At 70.0% G+C, this 13,907-nt stretch carries 17 protein-coding genes; 2 read left to right on the forward strand and 15 right to left on the reverse strand.

Features of this window, described 5'->3' with window-relative positions:
• Window positions 1-13: 13 nt before the first annotated feature.
• Window positions 14-1,462: a type VII secretion protein EccB gene (eccB, locus tag KO481_RS41970; RefSeq protein WP_308166995.1), complete on the reverse strand. Its 1,449-nt coding sequence runs from the start codon at window positions 1,460-1,462 to the stop codon at window positions 14-16.
• 107 nt (window positions 1,463-1,569) lie between these two features.
• Between eccB and eccE the strand changes: the two genes are divergently transcribed.
• Window positions 1,570-3,339, forward strand: coding sequence for a type VII secretion protein EccE (gene eccE / locus KO481_RS41975; RefSeq protein WP_245402303.1), 1,770 nt, complete (start codon window positions 1,570-1,572; stop codon window positions 3,337-3,339).
• Between the two features lie 70 nt (window positions 3,340-3,409).
• On the opposite strand, the gene KO481_RS41980 is transcribed toward eccE, so the two are convergent.
• The 14 genes from KO481_RS41980 to KO481_RS42045 all read right to left on the reverse strand — a co-directional run bounded on the left by KO481_RS41980 (window position 3,410) and on the right by KO481_RS42045 (window position 13,563).
• The gene (locus KO481_RS41980) at window positions 3,410-3,739 is read right to left on the reverse strand and encodes a WXG100 family type VII secretion target (protein ID WP_215924218.1); all 330 of its coding nucleotides are present in this window, start codon (window positions 3,737-3,739) and stop codon (window positions 3,410-3,412) included.
• Between the two features lie 41 nt (window positions 3,740-3,780).
• A complete protein-coding gene (locus tag KO481_RS41985; protein ID WP_215924220.1) occupies window positions 3,781-4,122 on the reverse strand; it encodes a WXG100 family type VII secretion target in 342 nt (113 codons plus the stop codon).
• Window positions 4,123-4,182: 60 nt separating this feature from the next.
• Window positions 4,183-4,968, reverse strand: coding sequence for an ESX secretion-associated protein EspG (locus tag KO481_RS41990; protein WP_215924223.1), 786 nt, complete (start codon window positions 4,966-4,968; stop codon window positions 4,183-4,185).
• A 37-nt stretch (window positions 4,969-5,005) separates the two neighbouring features.
• Window positions 5,006-6,043 (reverse strand): PPE domain-containing protein, encoded by a 1,038-nt coding sequence (locus KO481_RS41995; protein WP_215924225.1) that lies wholly within the window; start codon window positions 6,041-6,043, stop codon window positions 5,006-5,008.
• 48 nt (window positions 6,044-6,091) lie between these two features.
• Entirely contained in the window at window positions 6,092-6,397 is a 306-nt protein-coding gene (locus KO481_RS42000; RefSeq protein ID WP_215924227.1) for a PE domain-containing protein, read from the reverse strand.
• Window positions 6,398-6,407: 10 nt separating this feature from the next.
• The gene (locus KO481_RS42005) at window positions 6,408-7,694 is read right to left on the reverse strand and encodes a hypothetical protein (protein WP_215924229.1); all 1,287 of its coding nucleotides are present in this window, start codon (window positions 7,692-7,694) and stop codon (window positions 6,408-6,410) included.
• Window positions 7,691-8,017, reverse strand: a complete 327-nt coding sequence (locus KO481_RS42010) for a type VII secretion target (RefSeq protein WP_215924231.1) — start codon at window positions 8,015-8,017, stop codon at window positions 7,691-7,693. The genes KO481_RS42005 and KO481_RS42010 overlap by 4 nt, the downstream gene beginning before the upstream one ends.
• A gap of 100 nt (window positions 8,018-8,117) precedes the next feature.
• Window positions 8,118-8,420: a YbaB/EbfC family nucleoid-associated protein gene (locus tag KO481_RS42015; RefSeq protein ID WP_308166996.1), complete on the reverse strand. Its 303-nt coding sequence runs from the start codon at window positions 8,418-8,420 to the stop codon at window positions 8,118-8,120.
• The gene (locus KO481_RS42020; RefSeq protein WP_245402286.1) at window positions 8,417-8,965 is read right to left on the reverse strand and encodes a hypothetical protein; all 549 of its coding nucleotides are present in this window, start codon (window positions 8,963-8,965) and stop codon (window positions 8,417-8,419) included. The genes KO481_RS42015 and KO481_RS42020 overlap by 4 nt, the downstream gene beginning before the upstream one ends.
• Complete coding sequence (locus tag KO481_RS42025; protein ID WP_215924233.1) at window positions 8,958-9,740, reverse strand: ESX secretion-associated protein EspG; 783 nt, start codon at window positions 9,738-9,740, stop codon at window positions 8,958-8,960. Before KO481_RS42025 ends, KO481_RS42020 begins: the two co-directional genes overlap by 8 nt.
• Window positions 9,737-11,383 carry a hypothetical protein gene (locus KO481_RS42030; protein ID WP_215924235.1) on the reverse strand — a complete coding sequence of 549 codons (1,647 nt, stop codon included), beginning with the start codon at window positions 11,381-11,383 and terminating at the stop codon, window positions 9,737-9,739. Before KO481_RS42030 ends, KO481_RS42025 begins: the two co-directional genes overlap by 4 nt.
• Window positions 11,384-11,435: 52 nt before the next feature.
• Entirely contained in the window at window positions 11,436-12,230 is a 795-nt protein-coding gene (locus KO481_RS44625) for a YbaB/EbfC family nucleoid-associated protein (protein WP_215924237.1), read from the reverse strand.
• Window positions 12,231-12,282: 52 nt separating this feature from the next.
• The gene (locus tag KO481_RS42040) at window positions 12,283-13,098 is read right to left on the reverse strand and encodes an ESX secretion-associated protein EspG (RefSeq protein WP_215924239.1); all 816 of its coding nucleotides are present in this window, start codon (window positions 13,096-13,098) and stop codon (window positions 12,283-12,285) included.
• The gene (locus tag KO481_RS42045; protein WP_215924241.1) at window positions 13,099-13,563 is read right to left on the reverse strand and encodes a hypothetical protein; all 465 of its coding nucleotides are present in this window, start codon (window positions 13,561-13,563) and stop codon (window positions 13,099-13,101) included.
• Here KO481_RS42045 and KO481_RS42050 point away from each other — a divergent pair.
• On the forward strand, window positions 13,562-13,907 hold a 346-nt coding region (locus KO481_RS42050), incomplete at its 3' end, for a hypothetical protein (protein ID WP_215924243.1). The genes KO481_RS42045 and KO481_RS42050 overlap by 2 nt on opposite strands.

A 13,907-nucleotide genomic window follows, 5' to 3' on the forward strand; every position in this document is an offset into this window, starting at 1 on the left:
GTTTACCGCGAATTCACCGAGCGGGGCCATCGACGGGAACGGTGTCGCGGGCGACCAGCGCCGAGTGCCGGTCCAGCATGGGGCCGGACGGAAGCTGATCGATGATCTGCCAGGGCGCGAGTTTCGGCGGGGACAGTCCCAGCACGGTCGCGGTGGCCGCGTCGGGTATGCCGAATCGCACCCCGGTGTCGGTGATGTAGTACAGCCCATCGCGACGCGTACTGTCCGGTTCGACCCCGGTGACCTGGACGAACTCACCGGTGGACGGCGGAACGAACGCGGCATCGGCCATGGCGCCCTTGCCGCCGCCGACCAGGTGCAGCGGTTGTGCGCCGTCGGGCAAGGGCAGCTGCGTGCCGATCAGCACCCGCAGCTGCGCCGCTGGATCGTGAGGTCCGCGCGCCCAGGCCGCGCAGGCGATCGGCGCGGCATCCGCGGAGACGATGGTGGGGCGCTGGTCGGGGAACTGGTCGATCGGCAGGGTGTGCACCACCGGTATGCCGCGGATGGCGTCGGGGGCGACCCGCGTCATCTCGTTGCGCCCCATCGAATTCGCGGTGCGCAGCACCTCCGCGGTGAAGGGGGACACGGTCTGGATGCCGTCGGCGAGCGCGACGTACAGCGTGGCCGAGCCGGGCTCTGCTCCTTCGACCGAGATCACCGTGCCGACGGGCGCGCTACGCACCGCGCTGGGCGCACCGGCGTTCGGGATTGCCGGCACCGCCAGATCGGGCGCCGGCACGGTCGCGTTCAGCAGGCCGGTCCCCATCGGTCGCGGGGCTGTCCCGCGTAGATGCAGCGCGGATTCGATTGCCGCATTGGCGGTATCGACCCGGGCGTGCCTGCCGTCGTAGACCAGATAGCTGGCGCCGCCCTGGGTGGCCAGCAGCGCCTCACCCGCCGTGGCCCGGCGGAGTTGCGGGCCGAGTTGCGGATTGCCGTCCAGCACAGTGGCGGTCAGCCCGGAGCCGGCATCGTCGCACAGGGTCCACGCGGACCGGTCGCTCGACGGGCCGGGCAGGGTGGCCGGGGCGCCGGGTATGCCGAGCAGCGAACCACGCGGTATATCGGAGAGTTTGGTTTCCGCGACCGACGCGGGCGCGGCACCGCTGCCCGCGACCAGGCGCGCCGAGGCCAGATTCAGCACCGGGTGCAGCGTCTTGTCCACCATCACGTACAGCGCGCCGCTGTCCGAATCCATGATGATCCTGGAGTCGCCCACCTGCCCCTGGGGATGCAGGAACCCCAGCACCGCGCAGCCGCCCGCGACGAGCACGGCCAGCACGAATCCGGTGATCCACGACCGGCATTGGATACGCATCGGATCGTGCAACATGCGCACATCGCGACGCACCAATGCATGATCGAAACGCTGTAACAGGAATAGATACCCATTGACCTGTGCCTTGGTCGTCAACTGTGCGGGCAATTGCACCTCCTTCACCAATGCCTGAGAACTCACGAAATCCGCGAGCGTATGAGAGGCTACCGTATTGCGGGGGTGAGTGCCGATGGGAGATATGCCGAATGAGTAACGTCGCCGCCGTGCCGTCGCGTGCCGGGCAGGAAATGGTGAGCCTTCCGGAAAGCGGGAACGAGGTCATACCCGAAGTGGATATTCCACAATCCCCGGTGAACTCGGAGATTCCCCAGCTGGGGGGCGGTAGGCGTGGGCCGTTCGACCGATTTCCGTTGACGGAGGTGCTGCCGTCCGCGCTTACCGGTGCGGTCGCGGGAACGGCCACCGTAGCCCTTCATACACCGCTTTGGGCGACCCTCGGAATCGGTTTCGGAATTGCGGTTGTCGGCGTCATCCGGATTAACGAAAGAAATATTTGGCGAACTCTGAAAATGCGGGCCGCGCTGCGGTTGCGGAGTCGTCGCGACGGTGATAATGCCGGGTCGGCCGAGCCGTTCGACGTGCCGGTGCCGGACGCGGCCGGCGAGCGCTGCGGCATGCGCTGGGACGGCCGCCACCTGCTCACGATGCTGCGGGTCGAGCGCGCGAACGTGGCGCCGACCCTGTTGCGCCCGAGGGAGATTCGCACCGGCGATGCGGTGTCGCTGGCCGAGGTGGCGCGCTGCCTGTCGCAGTTCGACATCCGCCTCGCCGCGATCGATGTGGTCACCCTGGGCGTGCGCACCCGGGGCGAGCACGAGGTGGTGCGGCTCTACGAGCGGCTACTGGGCCCGCTGCCCGCGTCCACCTCGCGCACGGTCTGCCTGGTGCTGCGCTTCGATCCGGTGGCCAACGTGGAGGCGATCCAGAACCGCGGCGGCGGGCACGAGGGCACCCTGCGCACGGCGCTGGTCGCCACCCGGAGGGTGGCGAGCCGCCTGGCAACGCGCGGGGTGCGGGTGCGGATGCTGACCGCGGCCGAACTCGCCGCCGCCGAGGCCGAGATGCTGCACGGCGCCGCGCCCGGCGACTGGACCGAGCGGTGGCATGCGGTGCGGCACGGCGAGATCGAGCTGACCGGGTACGCGGTACGCCCACATCGGCTCAATTCCGAAGTGCTGGCGGGCATCTGGTCGCTGCCCGGGATGTCGACGCTGCTGCGTCTACGGTTGACCCCGGTACCCGGCTCGCGGACGCCGGAAGGGGACGGTGGCGAGGTGTCGGTGAGTGCACTGGTACGCCACGACACCCGCGCCGGCGGGCTCGGCGCGGATCGAAAGGTGGTGCGAGAGCTGGGATTGCGGCCGCTGGCCGGGCTGCAGCGGCGGGTACTGCTGGAGAGCGGATCGCTCGCGCCGGTCGGCGCCGCGTCCGGCCCGCCCGCCGCGCTGGCCGGGCTGGCGGTGCCCGCCGGTGACTGCGGGCAGGTGATCGGCGCGACCGAGGACGGCTTCGGTGTCGCGGTGCCGCTGTTCGGGCCGACGGTGCGGACGGTGGAGATCGTGGGCAGCCTGCACCTGGTCCAGCAGATGATCCTGCGCGCGGTCGCGGTCGGCGGGCGGGCTATCGTGCACACCGGGCGCGCGCAGGCGTGGATGCAGCTGGCCGCCATGGTCGACCGGCCCGAGGTGCTGTCGGTGACCCGGCCCGGCGGCGGCGCGCACCACACCGCGGCCGCGACGATCATCGTCTACGACGGAATCGGTTCGGCGGGACAGGTTTCCGAGGCGACGGTGGTGTACGTGCGAGAGCCCGACGAGGTGTCCGCGGACGCGCCCGAGGCCGACGTGGTGCTGGTCGAATCCCCGGAACAGCCCGGACGCGTGCACATTCGCACCGCCGGCGGGGAACTGGCGGTGCAGGTGGTGTCGATTCCGGAGGAGCGGCGGTATCTGGTGGACGCGGCAGGCTACCGGCGGGAAGTGTTGCAGCCGAGCTGATCCCGGGCGGCCCCCGCGCACGCCGCAGGGCCCGGCACCACGCTGTGCCGGGCCCTGCACCGGAACCGGACTACTCGTACGCGGAGAACGCGTTCTTCACACCGTTGTCGGCGGCCTTCGCGTTCTGCAGTGCCTGGCTTACCGACTGGGACAGCGTGTTCAGCAGCCCGATCGCGGTGTCCTTGCTGGTGTCACCCTCCGGGCCGAACTGGGTATCCCACTTCTTCACCGAATTCTGGAACGCGGCCAGACCAGCGTTGCCTTCCCACGCGGCCGCCAGGGCCTTGGCGTGGGTGTGGAAATCGGTCGACTCGCTACCGAGATCCTTCGCGAATTGGCTGAGCTGATCGGAAAGGTCCTGCAGGACCCCTTCCTCGTATTTCATGAAATCGGACGACATATCGAATCCTTCGTGTCGAGGTCGGTTGGGAGGCTCGTGCGTCAGGCCCGCAGCGAGGTCCATGAAGACGCCGCGCTCGGGGCGTCGGTATTCACCAGCTGGTTGAATTGCTGTTCGTTGTCACCCTCCAGGCCGGTGTAGGACTGGTTGCCCTTGCCGACCTCGCCCGTGATTTCGTCCAGGGTGCTGTTGAGTTTCTTGGCCTTGGCGTCCCAGGCGTCGGCGGCATTCGCGCACGCCTTGAACGCGGAACCCTGCCAGCCGGTCTTTGCCGCATCGACGGCCTGGGTAATCTTGGCGATCTTGGCGCGCAGGGCGTCCACCGAGTTGCCCATGTTCTGCTGGGCCTGTGCGGACGCGCCGGAATCATTCTGTACGACCATGGTCGCAGCTCACTTTCTCGTGTTCGAATTTCGGATGGGGAATCTCCCGGATACGACGCTCTAAGGCATCCACCTGCCCTCCGGCAGCGCCTCGATCAGCGCGGCGATCGCCTGCGCGAGGCGCCCGTCACCGCCCGGGGCGAGGGTGGTCCAGGCCCGTCCGTCGGCGGCGACACTGCCGCTTCCGATGATCCGTCCGGCAGGCGTGTCGTAGATCGCGGCGCTCGCGCCCGCGCGAACCGGGCGGGCCTCGCCGTGGCTGTAACAGACCAGTTCGGCGACCGACCGGCACTCACGCAGCGCCAATCCGAGCGTCACGGCGTCGGATTCGGGCATGCCGAGGCGGTAGGCGGCGTCGGCATAGCTGAAATCGGTCGCGTCGAAACGTTCCTGGAGCTCGGCGGTCGGCACGCTGAACGGCAGGAGGTCCGCGGGCGGGCAGGGACCCAGAACCGTCAGCAGCGGGCGGGCCAGCGTCGCGGGGACGTCGTCGCCCCAGACGGCGCGCACGTCCAGGTCGTCGGCGGTCCGAACGGCCAGGGCGTGGTCGAGGCCGCGGCGGGCCAGGCAGAGCCGAGTCACGGTGTCGTCGCGGCGAATTCGCATCACCAGCTGGCGATCCGGGCGGGCCAGCGTGAACAGGGCCGTGGTGAGTTCGTCGTCCAGGACGTCCCCGCCCGCATCGAGCACGCCGCGCTCGCACAGCGCGGTCGCGGTGGCCGCGCGCGCGGCGGCGAATTCCTCGTGGTCGGTGTGCCGGGGCCGCAGGGCCAGCACGGTGGGGAGGGTTTGCACGCCGAGCGACGCGGCGACGGCGAGCATGCCGTCGCTGGTGAGCGTTGTCATCGGTGATCGGCCTCCGATGCGGAGATGGGGGTGCGCATCATGCCCCCGGCGGTGCGGCAACGGGGAGCTGCCGGGTGTCCGGCGCCGCGCCCCGGCCCAGGACGGCTGGGGCGGCGACGATCGCGATGCCCTCGCCCAGGTCTGTGAAGTCGACGGCTCCGGCAGACGGTGCTTCGTCGACGGCGTCCGAAGTCGTTGCCGCCGTGACGGTGTCGTGCTTTACGGCATTCGGTGCCGGCAGCGGCGGAGGCACCGCGGTCAGGGGCTGAACCATCGGGGTGGGCTGCGCGATCCCGGTCACCTGGGACAGAACGGGTGGCGGCGAGGCGACCGGCGTCACCAGCAGGCTGTCGACGCCGACGGGCACGGTCGGGGTGATCGTCGCGGACAGATCCACCTGCGGCGCCTGCAGTTGCAGCGTGGGTTGCGCGACCGTCGCGGCATTCTCCGGCGGACCTTGCGGCGCCTGCTGTTGCGGGGCGCGGCCCGGCGAATTCTCCGCGATCAGGCTCGCGCCGTCGGAGACCAGCGGCGCGCGCTGCTGTTCCCACGGGTGCGCCATCTTCTCGCTGGCCGCCTCGTAGGTGCGCATCACCTGCGCGGCCTGCGCGCGCAGCTCGTCGAGTTGCTGTTCGGCAGTATCCAGCAGCCCGGCCAGCGGCGCCCCGAGCGGGGTGCCCTGCACCATGGTCCGCGCGATGCGTTCGGCCTCGGCGACCTCGGCGACGGGCGGCATGGCCAGCTCGGCGTTCTCGTAGGAGGTCGCCTGATGCAGCGCGGTCTCGGCGTTCTGGCGGGCCGCGACGCCGAGCCGATCCAGCCAGTCGGCCAGCTGTGCGAGCTGCGCGAGGCCGTCCCTACTGGATTCCGAGCCCCAGGCGTCGCCGACGACGGACAGGATGGCGCGATACTCCGCGGCGGCCTCGCCGAGTCCGGCGCCGAACGCGCCGTAGGTCAGGCCGGTCTCGGCCACGGGGGCCGCGCCGGGACCCGCGGTCAGCTCGTGGGCCAATTGCCCGGCCGGGACGGCATCCCACACGGTGCCGGTGAACCCCGGATGCGATGGTTCGACCATCGTGTTACTCCTTCTCTCGCGACGGCGGCGACTCCGCGGGCGCGAGGCTCACATCAGGGGGCCGAACAGACCGGCGGCATCACCGTCGGTGTTCTCGTGGGTGTCGGCGTGGGTGCGCAGGTTCGCGGCGATCTTGCGCAGCTCGTGCACGCCGCTCAGGTACGAGTCCCGGAACGACACGCCGACTACTCCGAGGGTTTGCGCGGTGCGGGTGGAGACCGGGTCCAGGCCCCCGGCCGCCGGGTGCAGGGTGTGAGCCGAATCGGTCATCCGGCCCTCGAGCACATCGGCGAGGTTGTCCAGCCGGCCGGCCGCGATCCGGGCCAGTCCGTGGTCGAAAGCGATGCGGCTCATAGTTTCTCCTCTAGAGACTGAACGGGGTGTCGGGGTTGCCGGCGGTGGCGAGGGCGCCGATGACGGGGGCGGCCACGTCGTCGGGCGCCTCGCCGACGAGTTCGTCGCCGTGACGCCCGGTGACCAGCGATTCGGGGGTGGCGGCAGTGCCGCCCCGGCCTCCGCCGGGTGCGATGCCGGCGCCGGGGACCAAGGGTGGCAGCATCTCCTCCTCGGCGGTCGTAGCGACGCCACCGAGCGGCATCGTGGTGAATTCCGACGATTCGGCCGTCGTCATCGTCACGACGCTCTCCTGCTGCCACTGGGTCAGGGGCTCGGAGGCGGCGATATTCGTTGCCGGGCTGTTGAATCCGCCGAGGCCGAACAGCGGCGCGGCCGCGGGCATCTTCGCATGGCTGATCGCGACGCTCGGTATGCCCGGCGCCAGTTGCCCGCCGACCTGCCGGGCGGCGGTCTGTAGCGGACCGATGACGCCCTGCAGCGTCGAAAGCAGCTGCGGCAGCTGGGTTTGCGAGCCGGAGGCGCCGGAGCCACTCGCGGTGGGGGTCTTCGTCGCGAGTTTACTGGTCTGCACCGCGCTGAGCTTCGGCTTGCAGGTGGGTTTCACGCGGGTGCCGCACCGGGCCATGTTCGCGGAGTGAACGGCCAGATGTCCCTTGGTCTTCACGGTGACCGCGGTGGCCTCGGCGCCGGTTTCCAGGGCGGTGGCCAGCAGCGCCGCCTGGCCCGGCGGGGTGATCAGGGTGGGCCCCAGCGCGGCGGCGGTGAGCGCGAATTTCGCTGCCACCGCGGCCATCTGGGCATAGCCGAGTGCGACCGTGCCGGCCGCCATACCCATGGTGGTGTGCATCTGCAGCGCCTGATCCGAGATCTCCGCCGAGGTGCCCTGGGCGGAGATCGCCGAGGTGGTCGCGGCGGCTGTACCGGCGCTCTGCATCGTCTGCAGCAGCGAGATGCCTTGTCCGGCCCACTGTGTCGCGGTCTCGATGGCCTGCATCACGTGCTGCAGCAGGGTCTGTGGGTTGAGCGCGCCGCCCGCGCCGAGCCGGCCGTCGCCGAATCCGCCGAACAGGTCGGTGATGGGCCTGACCAGTGCGGCCGGATCCAACGGCGGCAGCATCGGCGCGCCCGGGAGCACGGGTAGCGCGGCGGGCACCGCCGGCAGCGCGGGCAGTCCCATTCCGGCCAGCACCTGCGCGGCCGGCAGGCCCGCCAGCGGCGCGGCCGGAGTGTGGTGCAGCGCGTCCAGGACGGTCGGATGCAACGGCGCCACCAGGGGTTCGGCGACCGGAGTCATTGTCCGGCGATCCGCGTCGTCGCGGCGAAGGTGTCCACGCTGTGCTGCTCGTGCTGCTCGTAGAGCGCCGCGGACGCGTGGGCGGCGGTCGCGGTGGTGGTGAAGTTGTCGACCAGATCCGCAATGGCCGCACAGTGATTGGCCTGCGCGTAGGCGAAACTGGCCAGGAATTCCTGCCCGATCAGTCCGAATACCGGCACCGCGGCCGCGACGCTGGCGGCCTGATCGATCGCCCCGACAGCGCCGACCGTCACGGCCATGGTCTGGGAGATGTCGCCGTACTGCCGGAAAGTGCCGGGCCGTACATGGAGAATGTCTGCCATGGTGTGCTCCTCGTGATCTGCGATATGACTGCTACGCAGGGGTTTTGCGATGAATGCTAGAGAGCGGGCCGTGTTGGGCAACCGCTCGGAGCGGCGAAATTCAACTGTTCACCTGTTCGTTGAATTCGCCGATCAGCGCGCCGCGCCGGGCCAGGGCCCGGTGGGCGGCGGCCGCGGCGGTGTCGATCACCGCGCGGCCGAACTCGGCCGGCGAGAGCCGCGAAATGTCCACGGACAGCTGGATGTCCAGCAGCCGGGCCGACCCGTCCACGATGACGGTGACCGCCCCGCCGGCGCCGGTGTGCCGGATCTCGAGGGCGGCCAGATCGTCGGACAGCCGCCGCATGCGCTCGAGCCGGGTACGGGCGGACTCCTCGAGCGCGGCGAAGTCGCCGGTCGTCACCAGATGCTCCCGTCCGATTCCATCAGGCTTCGGGGCTCGTACTCGTGTACGGCCTCGTCGGCCAGTTCCATGCGTTCCACCTCGGTCCGTGTGGGCAGGCCGAGCAGCTCGACCGCGTGTGCCGGGATGCCGATCTCGGTCAGGTAGGAGCGGCGTGCCAACCCGGCGCGGCCCGCGGCCAGGCGGCACAGCCGCAACAGATCGTCGCCGAGGTCCCGGGGTTCGCGCCGAAGCTGGTCGGCGGTGACATCGAGGGTGAGGGGGATCGCGGAATCGGTTGCGGTGAGCTGGATCCCGCCGTTCCGCAGGCAGGCCCGGCCGACGGAGTAGGTGGCGAAGCCGGGCTCGTCCTCGGTGCGGGCGGCGGCGGGCATTTCGGTCGATGCGCCGTCCGGGGCGTCGGAGGCATCCGACGGATCCACGTCGTCGGCGGGATCCTCGCCGCCGAGGTAGACGCCGTCGTGCAGGACGGCGCGCAACGCCGCGGCCGCGCCGCCGGGGTCCGAATCCCACGATGATGCGGCGGCACAGGATGATTCAGGCACAGCGCTCGTCCTCCAGTGTCTGTAGTACCTTCGCGATCTCGGCGTCGATCATGGCCGCGAGCCGATGGCGGTCCGCCGGCACCGCGACAGGTTCGGCGCTCTCGGCGACGGCGTAACGGCCGACACCGCGCATATCGCGCCAGGAGACGCGGTGTGGGATGATTCCGCGCGGACCGAAGATCGAACTGCCCTGGACGATTTCGAAGGCGCCGGCGCGGTCGGCCGGATGCGCCAGCCAGGCCGTGCTGCGCCGCTCGGCATCCAGATAGTCGGCCCGAGCGGGGGAGTGGCCGTGCCGGTGGTCGGCCCGGCCGGACCGCCGGGACACGAGCGGGATCTCCGGTCCGCTCGCGGCCGGGCACGGCGGCAGCGTGCCGGCCATCGCCCCGGCCAGGCGTTCCGCCTCGCCCATAGTGATTGTGAATCCGCCGCTGTGCCAGACGGTTTCGCCGGGCAGCTGATGGATCAGCACAGCCATCGCACCCTGGCGGGCGCCCAGCACACGCAGCCGGGTCAGTGGATCCTCGTGGTCCGCCGGATCGATGGCGTGCAGGCGGACCAGGGCGTCGGCCCGCGCCACCCGGGTCAGCGCGTCGTACAGCGCGCCGTCGTCGCGGGCGCGCAACGCGGCGCGGGCGCCGGCGGCGAGCACCGCCCAGTCGTCGACGTTCGATCCGCGCTGCAACGCGAACAGCGGTGTGGGCAGCCCCTCCCCGAACAGACTGTCCCACAACACGATCAGCTCAACATCCGTCAGTGACCAGGACTCGCTCATCGGTCGAGCACCGGCCGCACGATGCGCCCCAGCGTGCCCATCGCTTCGTCGAGATGTTCGGTGGAGTCGAGGATGTCCAGGCGCTTGCGCTCCTTCTCCTCGTCCTTGCTGCCGCGCCCGCTGCCGATCGGGAACCCGGGTTCACGGCCCTCCTCCTCCAGCAGGCCGGCCCTGGGCAGCTTCTCCTCGGGCGGCAGCACCGACCGGGGGAACAGTTTGGACTCCTCGCGCTCGAGTTCCTCCTCGGCGGCGATCAGGCCACGGCCCGATCCCTTGCCGAGGCCGGTGCCGCCCAGCGTGCCGGGACCGCCGGTCGGGCCGAGAGAGCGCAGCGACACGATCGGCGGGATGACGCCGGACGACGGCGTCGTACCGAGCGGATTCGTCAGGAGGTCTTTCGTTGTTTCCGGTAGCGGGGGAGAGGTATTGGTGGAATTCGTCTCCCCGGTGGCCGGGTCGTACGTGGAGCCGCCGGTGTTGCCGCCGGCGTTGCTGCCGGTGGAGCCGTCGTAGTTCCCGCCGCCGTGATCGGTGGATCCGTCGCCGGCGGAGGATCCGGAATTCGAGGTGTCGTTCGTGTCGCCCGTCGAGGTGTCGGAGTTGTTCGAGTTGCTGTTGTCGCCCGCGTTGCTGTTGTGGTCGGAAGTGTCCGGCGTGTTCGTGTTCGTGTTCGTGTCGCCGGCCGGGGCCACGATCGTGGGCGGCGGCAGGATGACGATGCTGCCGCTCGTGGTGGGGAAATTATCGGTGTAGTAGGTGGTGAAGTTGCTCTGCATGATGCTCAGCGCCTGCTGGATCAAGGCGGGGTCCCCGCCGGCGTACATCTCGGGCGCGGGCGTCGGCGGGGTGGACGTGGCCTGGGTCTTCGCCAGCCAGCCGGAGGTGAACAGCAGATTCTTGCCGAGCAGGTTCATATCGCCGGTGAGCTGCTGGGAGGCGTACACGTACTGCGAGGTGGCCTGGATGGCGGCCTGCGCCCCCTGCCCGGTCCATTGATCCGACACGGCCGAGATGCGCTCGCGCAGCGTCGTGAAGCCGGTGCCGAGCTGGTTCGAGAGCCAGAACCAGATGCCCCCGGCATTCGCCACCTTCTGCGCGTCGATGGAGTGCCCGATCCGCCAGAAGTCGCCCCAGGCCAGCTGTGATCCGCTTTCGGGGCCGCCGAAGGTCCACGGGTAGTAGCTCGTGCCGTGCTTGGCATGGAAGCTGGTCGTATAGTTCGGAATCGTCTGCGGCTCCGGCGATCCGGTCGGTGCGGTGCCCGAGCCGGCGTCGAAGGAGATGCTGTCGAAATTCGTCGTGTTGTTGTGTTCGGTGGTGTCGTACAACTTTCCGGCCGAGATGAAGGTGTTGCCCATATCGGTGAGGATGTTGCGGTGCTGCACCAGCCGCTGCGGCATCTCGAGGGCGATCTTCTGCTGGTACACCATCGACAGATTCGCCCCGGAGGTCGTCAGACTGATCGGCGGGCTGGCCTGGGCGTAATTGCCCAGAATCCAGGTGTGCACGCCCACGACGGCGTCGAGCAGATCCGCGACGTGTTGCGCGCACTTCTCCGCGGTGCCGGATTCGAGCATGAGGTCGTTGCTACCGGTCAGGCCGGACCAGCTCGTGAAGTCCAAGACGTAGGGATTCGGTGCCACCGTGGTACTCCCGTGCTAGCAGTGATTTCTGGGTAAGGGCTCGCATTGCCGCTCAGCGCAACTGATCACGGAGGTTCTCCAGTCCCGCCAATGTCTCGGCGACGCCGGGGAATCCGGATCGGTCGTAGGTGACCGGCGCGAACAGTGCCTGCACCCGTCGTGCCACCTCGGCCACCGCCGCGCGAGACGCCGCGAGGATTGCCTCGGCGATGTCGTCGTGGTCCAGATCGGCGATGCCGGAGGAGAATTGGATATCCACGATGAGGCAGTCCGCGTTCACCGTCACCGCCACGCGGCGCTGCTCGGCGGTGCCGGTCGCCACCAGCACCGTGCGCGCCTGCTGCAGGCGGACGAGGTCGGCTGCCGGCCCGGCCGGTCCGCAGGATGTGTCGAGGGCCGGATGCGGCCGTGCGCCATCGGTTCCGGGCGCTGGATCGCGAGCGCCGGGTGGGGTCAGGAGCGCGGGCGGGGGCGGGGGGATGGCGCCCCGCGCGGGCAGTCCGTGGATCACCTCGGCGGGACCGGGTAGGCGCTCGAGCCGCTCGCGCAGCGGCGTCATGATCGCGTCAGCGCGGCGCCGAACCTCCGCACCGGCCGCCTGGGCGGCCTGCACGGTGGAGCGCGCGAGGCGGGTGTAGCCGAGTTGTTCGGTGTCGTAGGCGAATTCGATGCCGGCGAGCGCGCCGGAGCCGTCGGCCATGACGGTGATACTTCCGCGCTCGGCGGTCGCGGTGACGGTGAGGGCCCGACAGCGGGCGCGGGCGTCGGCCAGGCTCGTGATGACCTCGTGGATGCCGTCCAGGACCTCGGCGGTATCGGCGATCAGCCGGGTGTTGTGCCGCACCACTGTGCCTCCCGAAGTGTGCCGGCGCGCCGGCGTCCGAATCGGCTGCGTGCATTCACCATTTGTCGTAGACGCTCTCGCGGGCGGAACCCTGCCGAGACTCGTCCTGCCCCACGATCAGCAGCTCGGCGCATTGTGCGTCGATGCCGGCGCGCAGTTGCTCGCTGCCGGCGGCGACGGCCGCGATCGGTGGCTCGAGGTCGATGACGTAGCAGCCGTCACCGTGGTGTTCCTCCCAGAAGATGTGCTTGGTGACCTTGCCGCGCGGGCCGAACCTGGACTGGCCCTGGGTGATCTGGATGCTGCCCACGCGCGACTTCGGCGCTGCCTGCCAGTGCCGGCTCTGCGTGTCGACGGTGTCGCCGTCGTCGTAGAAGCCGCTGTTGCCACGGGTCCAGTGATCGACGCTCTCCTCCTTGTCGTAGCTGAGCAGCGTCACCCGGGGCTGCGAGCCCGGCGTCATCGGCGGCAGCCGGTCGACCAGGACCCGGGACATCGCCGCGGCGTCGCAGAGGGTGATCTCGAGGCGGTCGTGGCTGTAGAGGGAGGTGGGGTTGAAGCCCTGGATCACCACAGCACGGTCGCCGAATCGCTTGGCCGTCAGCAGATCCCGGGTGGCGTTGTTGTCCCGGGTGCCGAAGACCTGTGCGATGAGCCGGAGGTCGGGATCCAACGAGGCCTTCAGCACCTCGGCCAGCTCGGCGTCCCACCTCGCCTGTAGCTCACCCCAGAGGCGTGCTTTCGCGAACTGGTAGTCCCAGGCGCTGGTGATGGTGGTGACCGTCCGGAACGGCCAGCTGTTCGGGCGGCCGAGCAGGCGTTCGCGCAGCACCAGATACTCCAGGCCGGTGAGCTGCCAGGTGCGTTCCACTTACTGCTCTCCCTGTGCGGTGACGCCGGAGGCGGCGGGCTGATCGTCGACGACGGCCGGACCGCCCGTGTCGATCGTGAGGTTCGGGACCACCCCGGGCAGGTAGCCCTGCGGTCCCCAATTGGCCACGCCCGCACGGGGAGTCAGCGACAGATCCAGATCCAGGATCTTCGGTCCCGAGGGGCCGTGGTCGAACTGGTGCCGGAACTGGTCGAGTTCGGTGCCGACGTGGGCGGTGGCGTCGGCCATCGCCTGTTTCACGGTCATAACCCCGTTCTGGACCGCCGACGCCAGCGACTGCAAGCCGGGCCCGAGGCTGCTGGCGAGCTGCATGCCGAGCTGCTGCAGCATCGGTATGCCCGACGAGAGAAGCTGCAGCGCTTCGGAGAACAGGTTGAGCAGGCTCGAGGCGTCCATTCCGCTGGCGCCGCTGGCGAGTGGGCTGAGGCTGAACGGGTTGCTCATGCTGCTGGAACTGCTGCCGGATCCGGAGCCGGAACCGTGGGAGCCTCCGGAGCCGCTGCCGGTGCCGTGGCTGCCGCCTCCGGTGCTGTCGCTGCCGGATCCGCTGCCGCTGCCGCCGCCTCCGCCGCCGGATCCGCTGCCTTTGCCGCTGGTGCTTCCGCCGCCTCCGCCTCCGCCGCTGCCTCCGCTGCTGCTGCTTCCTCCGCCTCCGCCGCCTCCGCCTCCGCCTCCGCCTCCGCTGCTGCTTCCGGAGCCACTGCTGCTTCCGGAGCCACTGCTGCTGCCGCTGCTGCTTCCGGAGCCGGATCCGCTGCCGGATCCGCTGCCGGATCCGCTGCTGTTTC

This window comes from Nocardia albiluteola (assembly GCF_018860155.1).
Lineage (GTDB): Bacteria > Actinomycetota > Actinomycetes > Mycobacteriales > Mycobacteriaceae > Nocardia > Nocardia albiluteola.

What these genes read in the sequence shown, in the direction of transcription:
- KO481_RS42025 (WP_215924233.1), bottom strand. Translation starts at nt 9,740, where the DNA reads ATGAGCGAGTCCTGGTCACTGACGGATGTTGAGCTGATCGTGTTGTGG.
- KO481_RS41995 (WP_215924225.1), bottom strand. Translation starts at nt 6,043, where the DNA reads ATGGTCGAACCATCGCATCCGGGGTTCACCGGCACCGTGTGGGATGCC.
- KO481_RS41985 (WP_215924220.1), bottom strand. Translation starts at nt 4,122, where the DNA reads ATGGTCGTACAGAATGATTCCGGCGCGTCCGCACAGGCCCAGCAGAAC.
- KO481_RS41980 (WP_215924218.1), bottom strand. Translation starts at nt 3,739, where the DNA reads ATGTCGTCCGATTTCATGAAATACGAGGAAGGGGTCCTGCAGGACCTT.
- eccE (WP_245402303.1), top strand. Translation starts at nt 1,570, where the DNA reads ATGGTGAGCCTTCCGGAAAGCGGGAACGAGGTCATACCCGAAGTGGAT.
- KO481_RS42010 (WP_215924231.1), bottom strand. Translation starts at nt 8,017, where the DNA reads ATGGCAGACATTCTCCATGTACGGCCCGGCACTTTCCGGCAGTACGGC.
- KO481_RS42005 (WP_215924229.1), bottom strand. Translation starts at nt 7,694, where the DNA reads ATGACTCCGGTCGCCGAACCCCTGGTGGCGCCGTTGCATCCGACCGTC.
- KO481_RS42000 (WP_215924227.1), bottom strand. Translation starts at nt 6,397, where the DNA reads ATGAGCCGCATCGCTTTCGACCACGGACTGGCCCGGATCGCGGCCGGC.
- KO481_RS42045 (WP_215924241.1), bottom strand. Translation starts at nt 13,563, where the DNA reads ATGAGCAACCCGTTCAGCCTCAGCCCACTCGCCAGCGGCGCCAGCGGA.
- KO481_RS41990 (WP_215924223.1), bottom strand. Translation starts at nt 4,968, where the DNA reads ATGACAACGCTCACCAGCGACGGCATGCTCGCCGTCGCCGCGTCGCTC.